Raw genomic sequence first — 18,690 nt, 5'->3', positions numbered from 1 at the left:
CTTCAAAGGTTAGGAACTGAACAATTGTTAAAATATTAAACGTAACTTATATAGCTGTAGAGAAAGAGTTAGGTTTAGACCGTGAAAAAGTGAACGTAAACGGTAGTGGCGTAGGACTTGGGCATCCAATTGGTTGTACAGGGGCTCGTATTACGGTAAGTTTAATTCACGAATTAAAAAGACGTGGGTTAGAAAAAGGAATTGCCTCTTTATGCGTCGGTGGCGGTATCGGGGTTGCCTTATTTATAGAAGCACTATAAAAAAGAAGCAGCTATTGCTGCTTCTTTTTTTATGACTCAAATAGATGATGAAATAATCGATCACGATTTTCAAAGAAAAGTTTCGTTGTTTGGTAATGCTCGGTTTCTTCTAATGTGGATTCGTGAATCCCCTCTTGTGTTAAAGAGTATATAGTAGATTCAGGGTAAGCCATTAAAATAGGAGAATGCGTCGCAATAACAAATTGTGAACCTTGTTCCGCTAGTTCATGCATTCGAATGAGCATGGAAAGTTGTCTCATTGGTGATAGAGCGGCCTCAGGCTCATCTAAAATGTATAAACCTTGTCCTGAAAAACGATTCATAAATAAGGAAAAGAATGATTCACCGTGTGATTGTTTGTGAAGTGAGACACCACCATATGAATCAATAACTGGATTTCCGCGTGCTTCTCTATCAGCATCCATTTCATCAATATAAGAAGCAACGTTATAAAAAGATTCAGCGCGAAGAAAGAAACCGTCGTTTGGTGTATTGAAACTTTTTGAAATTCGAAGGTATTCATGTAAAGATGAATGTGAATCGTTTGTGCTAAAGCGGAAATTTTTCGTTCCACCTTCTGCATTAAAACCTAACGCAATTGCAATTCCTTCAAGTAATGTTGATTTACCCGTTCCGTTTTCTCCAATAATGAATGTTACATTTGGATGGAAAGCTAGTGATTGTAATGTTCGGATAGCGGGTAAGCAGTAAGGATATGCGGAAAAACTAGGGATATTTTCTTTTTTTAATGTGACATTTTGTAAAAAGGGTACGTCAATCAATATATAAACCTCAATTCATAACGGATTTTGAATCTAAAAAGGCAGCAAATACAAGTGTTAATGACACCTGAATGCCTTCCTTATTTTCTGAATATTTTATGTGGATTATATCATTTAAACTATCATATTCCAATGTGAAAATAAATATTGCATGAAGATCTATTCTCTCGTTATGATAGATGGTATTCTATTGAAAATGTGAGAAGGAGTTAAAGTATGCCGTTTACATTTGCACATCCAGCAGCAGTTCTTCCTTTTGCGAAAAAGCATTCTAAATATATGTCAGTAACGGCTCTTATATTAGGTAGTATGGCGCCTGACTTTGAATATTTTTTACACTTTAGACCGTATGGTGTTATTGGGCATACGTGGCTTGGGTTCTTATATTTAAATTTACCACTTGTCTTCTTATTAGCGTGTATATATCATTACATTTTAAAAAAGCCTTTTATAACACATTTACCTAAACCATTTGCTGGGTATTATACATATGTAGTAGATAAGGGGTGGAGGATTCATACATGGAAGGATCTTTTTATATTTTGTTATTCAGCATTATTCGGTATGTTAACGCATGTTGTTTGGGATGCATTCACTCATAAGACAGGCTATTTTGTTATGAAAATACCATTATTGCAAAGAGAATGGTATGGTATCCCTGTTTATAAATATATGCAACATGGAAGTACATGTATTGGTTTTCTATTATTAGTATACGTTTTATGGAAGTATAGAAATGGAATGGGTAAAGATCTTATTTTAGCTTCGGAAAAAAGAAAGTATTGGATTTCAGTAATTGTTGTGGCAACTATTATATTTATCGTGCATGCGTTCCTAGATCCCTATTTTCATATTTTCCAAATTGGAGGTATAATAGTATCTGGACTGACAAGTTCATTTTGTGGACTTTTCATTGTTTCTATAGTTTACAAAGCAAGGGACTAATTTTATATTCATGAATGATAGTGTTAGGAGAAATGAAATGATGAAAGCATGGAAAAGTATTTTTGTTTTATGTAGTTTTCTTCTTATGTTAAGTGGTTGCTTCCATCAAGAAGAAAAGAAAGCTGAACCGAAGAAGAAAGAATCTATTCCTGAAACGAAAGAATATGGTGGGCGTGAGCTGAAAAAAGTAGGACAAAAAGTGAAAGAAACAGGATGGGGTACTTTCAAGTTAGAGCAGATGCACTCTGTGAATCAAACATTTGAAGTAGCGCCAATGAAAATTCACGTACAAGATGTGAAAGTAATCTCTTTATCACAGATGAGTGAAAAAGCAAAAAATACATTGAAAGTATACACGGCACTAACTCCTGAAGAAGTAAAACGTAGATTAGGGGATAAAGTAAGCCAAGAAGATGCAGAATTATATGCATCGCTAAGTGGAACAGAGATTAGTAATACAATTCGTTATGTTGAGATTACATATAAAGTGGAGAATAGCGGGAATAAAAATATGCAATTTTTCTCTATGAATGATGTTATGATTAATGGTAAGCAACATTTTAAAGTAGCGACTCAAAACTTTTTATATGATGAAGATACGTTAGTTGGTACAAAAAATGTGTCAAGAGAAGACTATAAGCCTGGTGAAACAAGAGATGGTATTATTGGTTTAATACTTGACGATGGAAAAGACAAGGTAAAGGATATTCAGTTTACAACTGATGATTTACTTGCAGGAGATTCAGAAACACAAGATGTTGTAAAAGAGTCACAAACGTTTAATATCTCACTTTCGGAGTAAGGTGTTTTTAAAATAATGTAAGAAAAACAATCAGCACTCAAATATTATGCTGACTGTTTTTTTATTTCTTTTATGTATGAATCTACATTTTGAAAAGGCACCTTAATTTTAAACGCATCTTTTTGTTCGTTAAATTGCTTTTCATTGTAGGGACCGAAACGTTTATTGTGCTTTACGTCAATAATCCAATAATGTTCACTTTTTTTATTTGCAATTGCTGCGTCAGGGTTATTTGGATCTGATTTTTCCTCAGTTTGTTTTGCAATAATGTATTTATCATCCCAAGCAATGTCTGTAATTTTTGCAGGGATGTATTGTGTGGCATATACAGCATCTTGCGAGGGGAAAAGTTCAAATGCATTTCCAGAAGTACGTATGAGTTCGTATTCATCGTTAACCGTATAAGTTAAGTGACTTGTGTTTCCTGCACAACCAGTTAATAGGAAGGCGACGAATAGGATTATCCATTTTTTCAATATGGGAACCTCCTTTATAATGCTATTGTAACAAATTGTACAAGAAAAGTAAGAGAAACGCTAGTTTACAATGTTTTTTAGAAGTGGTACGATGAGACGGGTAAAGAAGGATATGAAGGAGTCGACATAAAATGAAGTTAAAGATGCATCGTCCAGCGCTTGTAATGAATCGCATAGGTGCTTCCCTAATTGACATGTTTTTAATCTCGGTTATGTATGGTGCAGTAGTAGCTATTATGACCGGAAACTATAGTGCTATGTTTAAGCGCTTTAATATAAGCTTAGGTGATTTTAGATATGATTTCGCAGTAGTTTTCATATTAATGGCGATATATTTTATTGTGTTACCCTTTATTTGGAACGGTGTTACACTTGGCAAAAAGGTAACGAGAATAAAATTAATTTCATTGAAGAGTGAAAAGCTAACGTTGCAAACATTAATTATAAGATTTTTTGTAGTGTTATTACCGAACGTATTGCTATTAGGAATTCCATTAATATGTAACGTATATATGATGTTGTTCCGCAAAGATAATTGTGGTTTTCAGGATTTAATTACAAAAACGAAAGTAATAAGTCTTGTATAATAAAATAAAAAAAAGACCTTTATATATATAAAAAGGTCTTTTTGATTTTATAAGTCTATTTTGAATGTTTAAAGTAAGGAAAAGCTAAAATGTGTCATTTTTATTTACAATAGATTGAAAATTAAGATAATGGTATAATAATTAAAAATAATATCTTTATCTCACCATTTGGGGCTGATTAAAGTTTTACTTTATATAATAAGGGGGAAGTTGAGATGACAGGAGGTAGCATAATTTTTTGGGGCATTCTCATTTTTATCGGTCTAGTTCTTGATCAGCGTAATAGTAAGAAAAAAGAAGGATAAAAAGTAAACGCTTACAAATTAAGTAGCAATTTTTCTTGCTTGCAGAATAATCTCATAAAGGAGTATACTGAATGACGGTAAGACTTATAGAAGGGGTAATGAAAATGAAGCTTGCAGGAAAAGTTGCTATCGTAACTGGCGGTGGCATCGGTATTGGACGTAATACAGCTCTTTTGTTGGCTAAACAAGGCGCAAAAGTAATTGTGACGGACATTGATCAAGAAAGTGGACAAGCAACAGTGGAGGAAATTACGAATCTAGGCGGAGAAGCACTTTTTGTATTCTATGATATGGAAAAGCAAGGAGATTGGCAACGCGTTATTAGCATTACTTTGAATGCATTCAGTCGCATTGATATGCTTTTTCAAAATGCTGGTTTATATAAAATAGATTCTATTTTTTCTCGCCAACAAGAGAACGATTCCAATGTACTTTGTATTAATGACGTTTGGATAGAGATAAAACAATTAACGTCATCTTTTATGAAACAGCAAGAAGAAGTGGTGCTTAGTGATTTACCGATTTTCGGTATTATTGGCACGAAAGGACAATCATTTCATACAGTAGAAGCTCTAGTATAATAATGAAAACCGCCCTCAATATATGTGGACGGTTCTTTTGTATGTTATATAGAAGGAAATTTTTTTAGCGAATACGTTGTTCTGTTTGGCTGTCAAAGAAATGCGCTTTATTTAAATCAAATGCCAATTTAATTTGGTCTCCAGGTGAGAATATATGTCTTGCATCAACACGTGCTGCAAAATCTTGATTTCCAAGTTTCATATATAAAATAGATTCAGCACCTAACAATTCAGCAACTTCAATTTTTGTTGTGAAAGTAGTAGATTGTGAAGCTTCTAAAAATAGTAGTTCATCATGAATGTCCTCCGGGCGAATACCTAAAACAATTTCCTTATTTACATAGCCTTGTTCACGTAGCATCTTCATTTTTCCTTCAGATACTTTGATTTTTATGGCATTATCTATAACGAAATCGGTTTCAGTCAATTTACCACGGAAGAAGTTCATCGCTGGTGATCCGATAAATCCACCCACGAAAATGTTTTCTGGTGTTTCATATACTTCTTTTGGAGTTCCAATTTGTTGAATCTTTCCATCCTTCATAACGACAAGACGCGAAGCCATAGTCATTGCTTCTGTTTGGTCATGTGTTACATAAATTGTTGTTGTTCCAAGGCGATGATGTAGCTTAGAAATTTCTGAGCGCATTGCAACACGGAGTTTAGCATCTAAGTTTGATAATGGCTCGTCCATTAAGAAAACTTTTGCATCTCGAACGATTGCTCTACCTAACGCAACACGTTGGCGTTGTCCACCTGATAATGCTTTCGGTTTTCTATCTAAATATTGTTCAAGCCCTAAAATTTTTGCTGCATCTTTCACACGACGATCGATTTCATCTTTTGGTATTTTTCGAAGTTTTAATCCAAATGCCATATTATCATATACACTCATATGTGGATAAAGAGCGTAGTTTTGGAAGACCATTGCGATATCTCGATCTTTTGGAGGAACATCATTCATTAGTTTACCATCAATTGAAAACTCGCCTTTTGAAATATCTTCGAGTCCAGCTACCATTCGTAATGTTGTAGATTTTCCGCATCCAGAAGGACCGACAAATACGATAAATTCTTTGTCTTGAATGTGTAAATTAAAATCAGTTACAGCTGTTACGTTATTATCATATATCTTATAAATGTTTTCTAATTTAAGTTCTGCCATGGTATTTCCCCCTAGAAATAATTATGCAAACGTTTTCTTTGAGTTCATTATAAACGAATAGATTCAAAAAATAAATAAAAAAATAAAACGTTTTCATATATTGGAGAGTTATTAGTGATTTTCGCATGTTTTCTTAGAAAAAGAACAATAAAAATTGTAAGCGCTATTTTAAATTGAGATAGAATCTGTTATCATTCATTAATGAAAACGTTTGCGCCTTAAAAAAGAGAAAAATGAATTATGAATGAAATGAGGTAGCATAATGGAAAAACAATGGTGGAAAGAAAGCGTAGTATATCAAATTTATCCTCGTAGCTTTATGGATAGTAACAGTGATGGTATAGGAGATCTTCAAGGGATTATTTCAAAGCTAGATTACTTAAAAGAGTTAGGGATTGATGTGATTTGGTTATCACCTGTCTATGAATCTCCAAATGATGATAATGGTTACGATATAAGTGATTATTGTAAAATTATGAACGAGTTCGGAACAATGGAAGATTGGGATGAACTATTACATGAAATGCATGAACGTAATATGAAATTGATGATGGATTTAGTTGTTAATCATACATCTGATGAACATAATTGGTTTATTGAATCACGTAAATCAAAAGATAATAAATATAGAGATTACTATATATGGCGTCCTGGAAAAGAAGGGAAAGAACCGAACAACTGGGGAGCTGCTTTTAGTGGATCTGCATGGAAGTATGATGAAATGACGGATGAATATTATTTACATCTGTTTTCTAAAAAACAACCAGATTTAAACTGGGATAATGAAAAGGTAAGACAAGATGTTTATGAGATGATGAAGTTTTGGTTAGAAAAAGGAATTGATGGATTCCGCATGGATGTTATCAATTTTATTTCTAAAGAAGAAGGCTTACCAACTGTTGAAACAGATGAAGATGGCTATGTTTCAGGTCATAAACATTTTATGAACGGTCCAAACATTCATAAATATTTGCATGAAATGAATGAGGAAGTATTATCGCATTATGATATTATGACGGTTGGTGAGATGCCAGGTGTAACGACAGAAGAGGCCAAATTGTATACTGGAGAAGAACGAAAAGAGTTGCAAATGGTATTCCAATTTGAACATATGGATTTAGATTCAGGAGAAGGTGGAAAGTGGGATGTAAAACCATGCTCACTTCTTACTTTAAAAGAGAATTTAACAAAGTGGCAAAAAGCATTAGAGCATACCGGATGGAATAGCCTTTATTGGAATAACCATGATCAGCCTCGCGTTGTATCTCGTTTTGGTAACGATGGAATGTATCGCATTGAATCTGCAAAAATGTTAGCGACAGTTCTTCATATGATGAAGGGAACGCCATATATTTATCAAGGTGAAGAAATCGGAATGACGAACGTTCGATTCCAATCAATTGATGAATATCGAGATATTGAAACGTTAAATATGTATAAAGAAAAAGTGATAGACCATGGTGAAGATATAGAAAAAGTAATGGAATCTATTTATATAAAGGGTCGTGATAATGCTAGAATTCCGATGCAGTGGGATGATCAGAATCACGCTGGATTTACAACAGGTGAACCTTGGATTACTGTAAATCCTAACTATAAAGAGATTAATGTGAAACAAGCAATCCAAGATGAAGGTTCAATTTTTTATTACTATAAGAAATTAATTGAGCTACGCAAAAATAATGAAATAGTTGTATATGGATCATATGATTTAATATTAGAGAATAATCCTTCTATTTTTGCTTATGTAAGAACATATGGAGACGAAAAACTACTTGTTATTGCAAACTTTACTGCGGATGAAAGTGTATTTGAAATGCCTGAAGATATTAGTTATAGTGAATCAGAATTATTCATACACAATTACGATGTAGAAATCGGATCGATAGATAACATTACATTACGTCCGTATGAAGCGATGGTATTCAAATTGAAATAAGAAAAAGCCTTATGCCACTATGGCATAAGGCTTTTTTGATTACCATTTTAATATGGAGAATCCATATGGAGGAAGTGTAACTTGTAATACACTTGCTTCCGCTGAAAATTCTTCATTTGTATAAATGTTAATTATTTTCTTACCAGTAACATGAAGAGGGAGTGAAACTGTAACTTCACTATTAGTAGGGTTTAAAACGAAAAAGATAGTTTCATCCTCATATGTTTTCGTATAAGAAATATAATTATGTTCATCATTTGCTTCGATGAATTGAAAAGTACCATGTCCTCCAAAAGCTTCATGTTGTTTTCGTAATGAAATCAATGTTTGTATATGTGTAAATAATGCATGATCTTGTTCTTTAGTATCCCAAATCATACATTTACGGCAATCGGGGTCCATACCACCATCCATGCCGATTTCATCTCCGTAATAAATGCAAGGAGAGCCGATGAAAGAAAGATGGAATACATAGAGCAATTTTAACTTATTTTTATCTCCATTGCATGTTGTTAAAATTCTTGGAGTATCATGGCTATCTAATAAATGAAAGGCTGCTTCATTTACATTCATAGAGTAGGAATGTAGAGATTCTGTAATTTGCTTCATAAATTCACTTGCTTTAATGGAATCGTTAGCAAAGTAAGAAAGTAGAGCGTTTGTAACAGGGTAGCTCATGACAGCATCAAATTGATCGCCTTGTAGCCACGGAAGAGCATCGTGCCAAATTTCTCCCAAAATATATACTTCAGGATTTAATGTCTTTATTTCAGTTCGGAATTCTCTCCAAAAGTTGTGATCGACTTCATTTGCGACATCAAGGCGCCAGCCATCTATATTGAATTCTCGTACCCAATAACGTCCTACTTCAAGTAAGTATTCTTTTACATCTGGATGAGCTGTATTTAATTTAGGCATATACGGTGTAAAGGCGAAAGTATCATAATTTGGAAGTGGCTCGGTTATAATTGGAAATTCATGAATGTGGAACCACTCTTTATATGCAGACTTCTCACCGTTCTCTAGAACGTCTTGAAATTTCTCGAAAAAGTATCCACTATGATTAAACACAGCATCGAGCATTACTTTTATACCGTGCTTATGACATTCTTCAACGAGCTCTTTGAAAGTTTCTTTCGTCCCAAATTGTGGATCAATTTCCATATAGTCAATTGTGTCATATTTATGGTTTGAATGAGCTTTGAAAATAGGTGTGAAATATATTCCGGAAATGCCAAGCTTAACAAGGTAATCAAGGTTTTGAATAACACCAGCAAAATCTCCACCGAAAAAATTAGTTGGAGTTGGATTCGTACTTCCCCAAGGAAGGGTGTTTTCTGGATTCAGCGTACTATCGCCATTAGCGAATCGTTCAGGGAAAATCTGATACCAAATGGTGTTTTTAATCCAGGATGGTGCTTTGAATACATCATCTGCATGAATAAATGGAAAACAGAAAAAATTACCAACATCATCATTTGGAATGTTAGAAAAGAATCCTCGCTCTGTATAAATAAGAGTATCTGTTTCAGATTTTAATTCAAATCCATAACGTAAGCGCTTAAATTTTGGTTCGATTGAAATGGACCAATAATCAAATAATGCAGTAGAACCCGTTTTTTTCATTGGTGTACTTAATGAAATCCATTTCCCGTCTTTCCATTCGTAAGGATCACCGTAAATAAGAGTGGCACTTTGAACATCATCTCTCTTAGTACGTACCCGGATGTGAATTGTTTGTTCATCGTAAGCGTATGCATAATTATCTTTCGGCCTATGATAAATGGCTTCTTTAAACATATAGAAAATCCCCCTTCAATATCTCTATACATAGTATTCCCTTAAGTGTAATAATAAAGCCTGTATTGCAAACGATTGCCTTTCTTATAGCTTTAATATTGCTTATAAGAGTAGTATTCATTTCATATAAAGTCAATGTATAAAGAGTATAATGACATAATTTTTAAATTAATATTTGCAAAATGAATAAAAGAATGTATAATGATAGACAAATAGCGCAAACGTTTTCATAGATTTTAGATATTGTTTGCGCTTCAATTAAACTATTAAATGCAAACGTTTTCAATTACTAAGGTACATAGACAATTTAGGGAGGTTTTTGGGATGAAGAAAGCATTATCATTATTAACGGTTTCCGCATTATCTATTGGTATGTTATCTGCATGTGGACCGAAAGATTCAGGGAAAAAAGAGGAAAGTAAAGCGAAAAAAGACTATGATCTTCTTGTTTGGGAAGATGATAAAAAAGGTGTTGGTTTAGAACCAGCAGTGAAAAGCTTTGAGGAAAAATATAAAGTAAAAGTAAAAGTTGTTGAAATGCAAATGACAGATCAAGTGAAAAAGTTACGCCTTGATGGGCCAGCGGGGACTGGACCAGATGTTGTAACATTGCCACACGATCAAATCGGAAATGCAGTAACAGAAGGTCTACTTTCTGAAGTGAAAGCGGATGATGCTGTAAAGAGTAAATTTACTAATTCATCAATAGAAGCACAGACATATAACGGAAAATTATATGGTTTACCAAAAGCAATTGAGACACCAGTCTTTATTTACAATAAAAAACTAATGCCAAAAGCGCCAGAAACGATGGACGAGCTGTTTAACTTCTCAAAAGAATTTACGAAAGATGGCAAGTACGGATTTTTAGCATTAGGAGATAACTTCTACTTTGCTAATGCATTCATGGCAGGTATGGGCGGTTATGTATTTGGTGAAAAAGATGGAAAGCCAAATGCAAGTGATGTTGGATTAAATAATAGCGGAGCAGTACAAGGTGCTGAATATCTTCAAAAATGGTACAAAGAAAAATTATTCCCGAAAGGTATTATCGGTGAATCAGGTGGGCCTGCTGCTGATGGACTATTCAATGAAGGAAAAGCAGCATCTATTATGAACGGACCATGGGCGTTCCAAGCAATGGAAAAGAACGGAATTGATTATGGCGTTGCTCCAATGCCGAAATTACCAAATGGTCAACCGATGAAAACGTTTGTTGGGGTTAAAGGATGGCATGTAACAAGTTTCTCTAAACAAAATGATTTAGCTACAAAATTCACTGAGTGGGTAACGAATGAAGAAAACGCAAAAATTCGATTTGAGAAAACGAAAGAAATTCCTCCAGTAAAATCAGTAATGGAAGATCCAATTATTAAAGATAACGAAGCTGCAAAAGCGGTTGCAACGCAATCTGAAAATGGAATTCCAATGCCAAATATTCCAGAAATGCAAGAAGTTTGGAAACCAGCTGGAGATGCGCTTCAATTAGTTGTTACAGATAAAGAGGCACCAAAAGCGGCGCTTGATAGTGCAGTGAAACAAATTAAAGGTAATATTGAGGCAAATCATAACAAGAAAAAATAAGGTGAAATTCGTGCCTCTAATATGAGAGGCACGAATTCTCTCCCTTCCATGTAGGAAGAAAAAAGGGGGAAGGAACATGCAAACATCTATGGAACCAGTAAATGGGTTAAACCATTCAAAGCATAGGAAAATGGCAACCATGTTATCAATCATTCCAGGCGTGGGCCAAATGTATAATAAACAATTTGTAAAAGGTCTTATTTTTCTAGTATTAACAGGTTCATTTATTGTAGCCTTTGCTGATTTATTGAATATGGGATTATGGGGTATTGTAACGCTCGGCACAGAAGTTCCACGTGACCATTCTGTCTTTCTATTAGTAGAAGGAATCTTGGCCCTTATCGTTATCACGTTTGGGCTTGGCATATATGCATTTAACTTATATGATGCATATCAAAATGGAAAGAAACGTGATATCGGAACACCGTTAAATTCTGTAAAAGAGCAATATCGTAATTTGTTAGATCAAGGTTTTCCTTATTTAATGGTTTCACCAGGTTTTCTACTACTTATCTTTGTTGTCGTATTTCCAATCATCTTCGTAATTTTAATTGGATTTACAAACTATGATTTATATCACTCTCCTCCAGCTAAATTAGTAGATTGGGTGGGCTTTAAAAACTTTATTGATATTTTCACTTTACCGATGTGGAGAGAGACATTTGTAAGTGTATTCTCTTGGACTGTCATTTGGACATTCGTTGCAACAACATTACAAGTTGCGCTTGGGATTTTCTTAGCAATTATCGTAAATCAGCCTGGTATTAAAGGAAAGGCGATTATTCGAACGATCTTCATTTTACCGTGGGCGGTTCCAGCATTCGTATCTATTCTTGTTTTCTCTGGTATGTTTAATGAAACATTTGGAGCAATTAACAATCAAGTATTAGCTTTATTCGGAATTGAAAAGATTGCTTGGATGACCGATCCATTTTGGGCGAAAATTGCTTTAATTATGATTCAAACTTGGCTTGGATTCCCGTTCGTCTTTGCTATGACAACAGGTATACTGCAATCGATTCCAGGAGAATTATACGAAGCGGCTACAGTAGATGGAGCGACAGCTTGGCAACAGTTTCGTAAAATTACATTGCCACTTGTGTTATATGCAACAGCACCAATATTAATTACGCAATATACGTTTAACTTTAATAACTTTAGTATCATCTATCTATTTAACGGTGGAGGTCCTGCTGTAGCTGGACAAGACGCAGGTGGAACGGATATTTTAATTTCATGGATTTATAAGTTAACGATGACTTCAGCGCAGTACGGAAAAGCAGCAGCTCTTACAATGATATTATCGTTAATCGTTATTACAGTTGCGTTATGGCAATTTAAGAGAACAAAATCATTCCAAGAAGAGGATATGATGTAAATGAATATTAAAAGACAGAAGATGTTACGTCTCTCATTAAGTTATTTAGTTATTTTCGTAATGTGTGCCATCATTTTCTATCCGTTATTATGGATTATTGGCTCATCGTTTAATCCGGGTGATAGTTTATCTGGATCAAGTATTATTCCACAAAATGCAACGTTAGATCATTATCGTAAGCTATTAGATCTAGAGAATAGTAATTACTTACTATGGTATAAAAACACATTAAAAGTAAGTGTTTTAACGATGATTTTCTCAGTGCTAGCAATTAGCTTTACTGCTTATGCATTTTCGAGATATCGTTTTGTTGGAAGAAAAAATGGTTTATTAACATTTTTAATTCTGCAAATGATTCCAAACTTTGCAGCGTTAATTGCTCTATACGTATTAGCTCAGTTAACAGGATTAATTGATACACACCTTGCATTAATTTTAATTTATGTAGGCGGGGCCATTCCAATGAATACATGGCTTATGAAAGGGTATTTTGATACGATTCCGAAAGAACTGGATGAATCAGCTCGTATGGATGGAGCTGGACATTTCCGTATTTTTTGGCAAATCATTATGCCACTTGCAAAGCCAATCGTAGCGGTTGTAGCGTTATTTACTTTCATTGGTCCATTTACAGATTTCATTTTAGCGAGTATTATTTTGCGAACACCAGAAAATTATACTTTAGCAGTTGGATTATATGAAATGGTTGCGAAGAAATTCGGTAATGAATTTACAACGTTTGCAGCGGGTTCTGTGTTAATTGCGATCCCAATTTCAATTTTATTCCTATCACTACAAAAATACTTTATTTCTGGTTTAACAGCTGGAGGTACAAAAGGATGAAAAATGGGACATTACGTCCCATTTTTCTTTTCATCTCCCTATAAATAACTTTATAGGGAGATGAAAAGAGATTTGACATCACATGTGAAAAGAAGTGAAATAAATAGTATATTATAGTATAGGAAAAAATAGCTATATCCCTTACAATACATGAAGAGGGAGAATAGGATTAGTTTTGCAAGATATAAGAAATGAAAGTTTATGACTTGCAATGAGTGCGAGATAAAATATATGAAAAATGACAGAGAAATGAGAGGAGGGGGATTTTTATGACAGTTACAATTAAAGATGTGGCGAAGCAAGCGAATGTTGCACCATCAACAGTTTCTCGTGTAATTGCTGATAATCCAAGTATAAGTGAAAAGACAAAGCGCCGTGTTAGGAAAGTGATGAGTGAATTAGGGTATCATCCCAATTTAAATGCGAGAAATCTTGCGAACCAAACGACGAAGACACTTGGTCTTGTTATGCCAAGTTCTGCAAGTAAAGCTTTTCAAAATCCATTTTTCCCAGAAGTTATAAGAGGGATTAGTTCATTTGCACATGTAGAAGGATATGCGCTTTATATGTCGACAGGTGAAACGGAAGAGGAAATTTTTAATGGTGTCGTAAAGATGGTACAGGGACGCCAAATTGGTGGCATTATTCTTTTATATTCAAGAGAGAACGATCGGATTATTCAATATTTACATGAACAAAATTTCCCGTTTGTTCTAATAGGAAAACCATATGATCGAAAAAATGAAATTACATATGTAGATAATGACAATTATGCAGCTGCGAGAGAAGTAGCAGAGTATTTAATTTCATTGGGACATAAGCAAATCGCGTTCATTGGTGGTGGGTCAGATTTACTTGTAACGAGAGATCGTTTAGCTGGTATGAGCGATGCTTTAAAACTAGCGGACATTACGTTATCAAAAGAGTATATTCTACATTTTGATTTTTCAAGGGAAAGTGGTCAACAAGCCGTGGAAGAATTAATGGGACTAAAGCAACCGCCAACAGCAATTATGGCAACGGATGATTTAATTGGGCTGGGTGTGTTAAGTGCTCTTTCTAAAAAAGGATTCGTTGTACCAAAGGACGTTTCTATTGTAAGTTTTAATAATGCTTTACTATCAGAAATCGCGAGTCCTCCGCTTTCAACAGTGGATGTGAATATTTATCAACTAGGATATGAAGCAGCAAAAGCTTTAGTTGATAAAGTAGAGAATGCGGAGTCTACTGCGAAATGTATCATTATTCCACATAAATTGCTAAAGCGTCACACTTGTGATCATTATGCAGAAAAAAGCTAAGAGTTTAACTCTTAGCTTTTTGTTTTAGGAAGGCTTCTAATCGATCGCAACCTTCTTTTAATGTTTCGATGCTGTACGCATAGGACAAGCGAAGATAGCCTTCACCATACTCAGAGAATGCTGTTCCTGGAACGACAGCTAGTCCAGCTTCTTTGACAAGATCAAGTGCAAAATCAAATGATGAAGATGTCAAATGACCAACATATGGGAATAAGTAAAATGCACCTGTTGGTTTTTCAACTGTTAAGCCCATTTGAGTGAGTCTATTATATACGTAATCACGGCGTTTTTTATATTGATGGCGCATCATTTTTGGTGCGTCTTTAGCTGCTGTTAATGCTTCAATTGCAGCGTATTGAGCGATGGAAGTAGCACACGTTACATTGTATTGATGAACTTTTAATATGTGTCCTGCTAAATAGCTTGGTGCGAATAAAAGTCCAACACGCCAGCCAGTCATAGAATGTGATTTAGATAAGCCGTTAATGACAATTGTCTTTTCACGCATTTCTGGGAAATGAGCGATAGATGTATGCTTTTGTTCATATACAAGCTCGCTATAAATTTCATCTGAAAGGACGAAAATATTTTTATCTTTTAAAACATCTACAATATCTTTTAATTCTTCTGTGGATAAAGTTACACCAGTTGGGTTAGAAGGATATGGTAGTACGATACATCTTGTTTTTTCTGTAATAGCATTTTTTAGCGCGTCAGCTGTTAAACGGAATCCAGTTTCACGAACATCTACAAAAATGGGCGTTGCACCGCATAATCGAATAATAGGTTCGTAACCTGGATAAATAGGAGCAGGTAAAATTACTTCTGTTCCTGGCTCTAAAATCGTTCGGAATGCAACATCAATCGCTTCACTAGCACCAATTGTAACGATGGTTTCGTTTTCAGGTGAGTAATGTAAATCGTAGTTATCTTTTACGAAGTTACAAGCTGCCTTACGTAATTCTAGTAAACCAGCGTTATGTGTATAGCTTGTATAGTTTTCTGTAATAGCCCGTTTTGCCGCTTCTTTTACGAGAGAAGGTGTAGGGAAATCGGGTTGTCCGATTGTTAAAGAAATCAAATTATCATAGTTTTGAATCATGTTAGAGAATTGACGGATTCCAGAAATTTGGATATCCTTCACTCTAGGGTTAATGAATTGTTCCATTGTATCTCCCTTTCTTCCGTTTGAAAATTAAGTTCATTTTATCATATTTTCTATGATTGCGCTTTGTATATGTAATTTAGAAAGAGAGAGAAAAGAGAAAAAAAGCCGCTATAAGCGACTTTTTAATATCCGTATTCCCAATCTATTTCATCTTCATTCCAGAGTACAGAGGATACCTTGCCAAGGTGAACAACTGATTCGTTCACAGCACATGTGCAATCTTCATCTCCTGCTTTATGCTGTAACTCTTCATATACTGATTTTTCAACATTTTCTAGAACAACCAAATTTTCTTCTTTTAAAACAAGCGTAGTACCCGCCATATTTATCTTCCTCCTACTAAAGTAATGATCACTTATTTGTAAACATAGATAGTATGGATTATATGCTGTATTTTGCTATAGTTGTCCGTCTAAAAAAGTATTTTTACATTTTCTTTGTAATCCGTATTCATTGTATACTGCACGAAGGAAATTTGGTACAGGGTTTACAATCATTTCGAAAATCTGTAACAATTATTATGAGTTGTTAACAAAGAATTAACAAATATGTTAAGAAAAATCAAAATTTTAAAACAAATAAACCTATAAAATGATATAATCATATCAAAATACATATAGGGGATGAGAGGTTATGGAGCTTATCCGTGATTTGTTGATTCAAATTGCCATCATAATTTTACCACTATTTTTATATGAAGCGATTCGTTTAAATCGCTATCAAGAAATGCCTCCGAAGCCAAATCGTTACTTTATTATGTTTTTATCTAGCGTTACGCTCGTTCTCTCCATGACATACTCTATTTGTTTTGGTAATGTGTGTGGGTATAACTTTCACCCAATTCCAATTGTCAGTGGTTTTTTATATGGTGGGATTGTTGGTTTAATCCCAGCGGTTATTTTTGTCGCATATGAATGGTTACTAAAGGGAATGAGCTTTCTTCCAGTTTTAGAAGTAACATTTCTATTGATAGTTCCGCTGTTTTTATCAAAGAAATGGTCTCTTTTTTCAAGAGATAAGAAATTAATTTTAGCATTTATGATTTCATCATTTTATGTGCTTGTTTCTTTAGTATTAGGCATGATTAATGTTCTTTTGGAAACAGGATTTACACCATATATTTCGCAAATATATAGCGGATTTATATTTGCCTCGCTTATCATGGTCATGACAATGGTATTTCAGGTGTATTTAACTGAATATTTAAATGAAAATGCATTGCTACGTACAGAGATGCAAAAATCAGAAAAGCTTAATATTGTAAGTGAGTTAGCAGCAAGTGTGGCACATGAAGTTCGTAATCCACTTACTGTTGTTCGTGGATTTATCCAATTGCTAGAAAGTACAGAAGATGTGAAGAATAAGGATTATATGCGTCTCGTATTAGCTGAATTGGATCGGGCGGAACAAATTATTTCAGATTACTTGAATTTAGCAAGGCCGCAAATTGAGAAAAAAGAACACATTTGTTTATCAGCCCAATTAATAGAAATGACCACTCTCATGTCGTCATTTGCAGCGATGCAAGGTGTATATTTACAAGTTGAAATTTCAGAAAGTCTTTATACGATTGGTGATAAGACAAAATTAAAGCAAGCTATTATGAATGTTGTTAAAAATGGTATTGAAGCAATTCAAGGAAATAAAGGATATTTAAAAGTAACAGCTATTCAAAAAGACGAAACAATCATAATAAGAGTTAAAGATAGTGGTGTTGGTATGACGAAAGAACAGTTAGTAAGGCTGGGGCAACCATATTATTCTTTAAAAGAAAAAGGGACAGGACTAGGGCTTATGGTAACATTTAGTATTTTACAAGCGCATAATGGTACATTGGAATATAAGAGTGAAAGTGGAAAAGGCACTGAAGCAATTATTATATTACCAGCTGTACAAAATAAGGAATAAAAGTTACCGATGGAAGGTAACTTTTTATTTTATATTGTTTATTCATTTGTTTTTTCTTGTTTTGCTCGGCTAAATAAACTTTTAAATGATTGAAAGAAGCTTTGCTCTTTTGAGGCAGCAACCATTCTTTTTGTTTCTTGAATTTCTCGAATAACTTGCATAAGCTGTGCATCACGGTTACTGTCCTTGTTATAAATTTGACTGACAAGTTTATTCATTTTTTCTTCCTGTTTGGATTCTCGTTTATACATATGATTCATTAATAAGTCCATCTTTTCTTTTTGCAATGCATCTGTTTGAGCGGCGTGCTCGACTAACTCTTGAAGCATTTTTTCTTGAGATCCTTCTTTTACATAAACTTGTTGCATCAATTCATCTAGTTTCTCATCCTTTAAACGATTTTGTGTAATTAGAGTAGAATTTTGATGAATAATTGCTTCATTTAATTGAGCTAGCATTTCAAGTTTCAACATGAACTCCTCAAAGTTACGCCCATCTTCTTTTTCTTTCGGTTGTATCTCTTGCTTATCTTGTATAACTGGTACAGGTGGGGCCTCTTTTTCTTTTAAAATAATCGGTATCGTTTCTGAAATATCTTCTTGTAATGTGGCAGCTCTTTCATGTATAGATTTCAATAGTTTTAAATCATCAAGTTTATAAATACGAGCATCAGCTGTTTTAGAAATCATATAACCATGTTCCTCTAACAGTTGACTATATTTGCGGACTATATGTTTTGGGATGCCTGTTTTATTCGTGACATCTTTCGTTTTATAGGTAGCTTCCATGATATTTCCTCCCCAAAAAGTATCGTATATATCATTTCAATCTTTTATGAGGACTTCCTTTGAAAAAGAATGTCGGAA

18 protein-coding genes and 1 pseudogene are annotated in these 18,690 nt (G+C 34.2%); 12 read left to right on the top strand and 7 right to left on the bottom strand.

The window, feature by feature from the left end:
* Nucleotides 1–47: 47 nt before the first annotated feature.
* Nucleotides 48–260 (top strand): annotated as a pseudogene (locus ACODS7_RS09110) (acetyl-CoA C-acyltransferase); the annotation flags it as partial.
* A 29-nt stretch (nt 261–289) separates the two neighbouring features.
* On the opposite strand, the gene ACODS7_RS09105 reads toward ACODS7_RS09110, so the two are convergent.
* Nucleotides 290–1,042 carry an AAA family ATPase gene (locus ACODS7_RS09105; RefSeq protein WP_243168059.1) on the bottom strand — a complete coding sequence of 251 codons (753 nt, stop codon included), beginning with the start codon at nt 1,040–1,042 and terminating at the stop codon, nt 290–292.
* Nucleotides 1,043–1,258: 216 nt separating this feature from the next.
* Between ACODS7_RS09105 and ACODS7_RS09100 the strand changes: the two genes are divergently transcribed.
* Together ACODS7_RS09100 and ACODS7_RS09095 are read left to right on the top strand one after the other, a co-directional pair.
* Entirely contained in the window at nt 1,259–1,987 is a 729-nt protein-coding gene (locus ACODS7_RS09100) for a DUF4184 family protein (protein WP_088114593.1), read from the top strand.
* A gap of 37 nt (nt 1,988–2,024) precedes the next feature.
* Nucleotides 2,025–2,789: a hypothetical protein gene (locus ACODS7_RS09095; protein ID WP_000973900.1), complete on the top strand. Its 765-nt coding sequence runs from the start codon at nt 2,025–2,027 to the stop codon at nt 2,787–2,789.
* A gap of 44 nt (nt 2,790–2,833) precedes the next feature.
* Here the strand turns inward: ACODS7_RS09095 and ACODS7_RS09090 are convergent, their stop codons facing one another.
* On the bottom strand, nt 2,834–3,265 hold the full coding sequence (locus tag ACODS7_RS09090) for a DUF3997 domain-containing protein (protein WP_000758789.1): 432 nt from the start codon (nt 3,263–3,265) through the stop codon (nt 2,834–2,836).
* Between the two features lie 131 nt (nt 3,266–3,396).
* On the opposite strand from ACODS7_RS09090, the gene ACODS7_RS09085 reads away from it, so the two are divergent.
* The 3 genes from ACODS7_RS09085 (at nt 3,397) to ACODS7_RS09075 (ending at nt 4,738) form a co-directional block, all read left to right on the top strand.
* Entirely contained in the window at nt 3,397–3,852 is a 456-nt protein-coding gene (locus tag ACODS7_RS09085) for an RDD family protein (protein ID WP_000769081.1), read from the top strand.
* A gap of 215 nt (nt 3,853–4,067) precedes the next feature.
* A complete protein-coding gene (locus ACODS7_RS09080) occupies nt 4,068–4,157 on the top strand; it encodes a hypothetical protein (RefSeq protein ID WP_016080421.1) in 90 nt (29 codons plus the stop codon).
* 71 nt (nt 4,158–4,228) lie between these two features.
* Nucleotides 4,229–4,738, top strand: a complete 510-nt coding sequence (locus ACODS7_RS09075; protein WP_000218413.1) for an SDR family NAD(P)-dependent oxidoreductase — start codon at nt 4,229–4,231, stop codon at nt 4,736–4,738.
* Between the two features lie 64 nt (nt 4,739–4,802).
* On the opposite strand, the gene ACODS7_RS09070 is transcribed toward ACODS7_RS09075, so the two are convergent.
* Nucleotides 4,803–5,903 carry an ABC transporter ATP-binding protein gene (locus tag ACODS7_RS09070; RefSeq protein ID WP_016080422.1) on the bottom strand — a complete coding sequence of 367 codons (1,101 nt, stop codon included), beginning with the start codon at nt 5,901–5,903 and terminating at the stop codon, nt 4,803–4,805.
* Nucleotides 5,904–6,165: 262 nt separating this feature from the next.
* On the opposite strand from ACODS7_RS09070, the gene malL reads away from it, so the two are divergent.
* Nucleotides 6,166–7,842 carry an oligo-1,6-glucosidase gene (gene malL, locus ACODS7_RS09065; RefSeq protein WP_243168058.1) on the top strand — a complete coding sequence of 559 codons (1,677 nt, stop codon included), beginning with the start codon at nt 6,166–6,168 and terminating at the stop codon, nt 7,840–7,842.
* A gap of 39 nt (nt 7,843–7,881) precedes the next feature.
* Here the strand turns inward: malL and ACODS7_RS09060 are convergent, their stop codons facing one another.
* The gene (locus tag ACODS7_RS09060; protein WP_029443162.1) at nt 7,882–9,642 is read right to left on the bottom strand and encodes an alpha-glycosidase; all 1,761 of its coding nucleotides are present in this window, start codon (nt 9,640–9,642) and stop codon (nt 7,882–7,884) included.
* Nucleotides 9,643–9,966: 324 nt separating this feature from the next.
* On the opposite strand from ACODS7_RS09060, the gene ACODS7_RS09055 reads away from it, so the two are divergent.
* The 4 genes from ACODS7_RS09055 (at nt 9,967) to malR (ending at nt 14,748) form a co-directional block, all read left to right on the top strand.
* Nucleotides 9,967–11,226 (top strand): extracellular solute-binding protein, encoded by a 1,260-nt coding sequence (locus ACODS7_RS09055; protein ID WP_000709923.1) that lies wholly within the window; start codon nt 9,967–9,969, stop codon nt 11,224–11,226.
* 76 nt (nt 11,227–11,302) lie between these two features.
* A complete protein-coding gene (gene malC, locus ACODS7_RS09050; protein WP_029443161.1) occupies nt 11,303–12,604 on the top strand; it encodes a maltosaccharide ABC transporter permease MalC in 1,302 nt (433 codons plus the stop codon).
* The gene (gene malD / locus ACODS7_RS09045) at nt 12,605–13,447 is read left to right on the top strand and encodes a maltosaccharide ABC transporter permease MalD (protein WP_001022608.1); all 843 of its coding nucleotides are present in this window, start codon (nt 12,605–12,607) and stop codon (nt 13,445–13,447) included.
* Between the two features lie 269 nt (nt 13,448–13,716).
* Nucleotides 13,717–14,748 (top strand): maltose operon transcriptional repressor MalR, encoded by a 1,032-nt coding sequence (gene malR / locus ACODS7_RS09040; protein ID WP_016080429.1) that lies wholly within the window; start codon nt 13,717–13,719, stop codon nt 14,746–14,748.
* Nucleotides 14,749–14,752: 4 nt separating this feature from the next.
* Here the strand turns inward: malR and ACODS7_RS09035 are convergent, their stop codons facing one another.
* On the bottom strand, nt 14,753–15,916 hold the full coding sequence (locus ACODS7_RS09035) for an aminotransferase A (protein WP_016080430.1): 1,164 nt from the start codon (nt 15,914–15,916) through the stop codon (nt 14,753–14,755).
* Nucleotides 15,917–16,038: 122 nt separating this feature from the next.
* Complete coding sequence (locus tag ACODS7_RS09030; protein ID WP_000929276.1) at nt 16,039–16,239, bottom strand: hypothetical protein; 201 nt, start codon at nt 16,237–16,239, stop codon at nt 16,039–16,041.
* A gap of 310 nt (nt 16,240–16,549) precedes the next feature.
* Between ACODS7_RS09030 and kinB the strand changes: the two genes are divergently transcribed.
* Nucleotides 16,550–17,824, top strand: coding sequence for a sporulation sensor histidine kinase KinB (gene kinB, locus ACODS7_RS09025; RefSeq protein ID WP_048563883.1), 1,275 nt, complete (start codon nt 16,550–16,552; stop codon nt 17,822–17,824).
* Nucleotides 17,825–17,862: 38 nt separating this feature from the next.
* Here the strand turns inward: kinB and ACODS7_RS09020 are convergent, their stop codons facing one another.
* On the bottom strand, nt 17,863–18,612 hold the full coding sequence (locus tag ACODS7_RS09020; RefSeq protein ID WP_000388467.1) for a DUF3967 domain-containing protein: 750 nt from the start codon (nt 18,610–18,612) through the stop codon (nt 17,863–17,865).
* Nucleotides 18,613–18,690 lie beyond the last annotated feature (78 nt).

The sequence above is a fragment of the Bacillus sp. FG16 genome, assembly GCF_057809515.1.
This window is presented reverse-complemented; position numbering and strand designations above follow the sequence as displayed.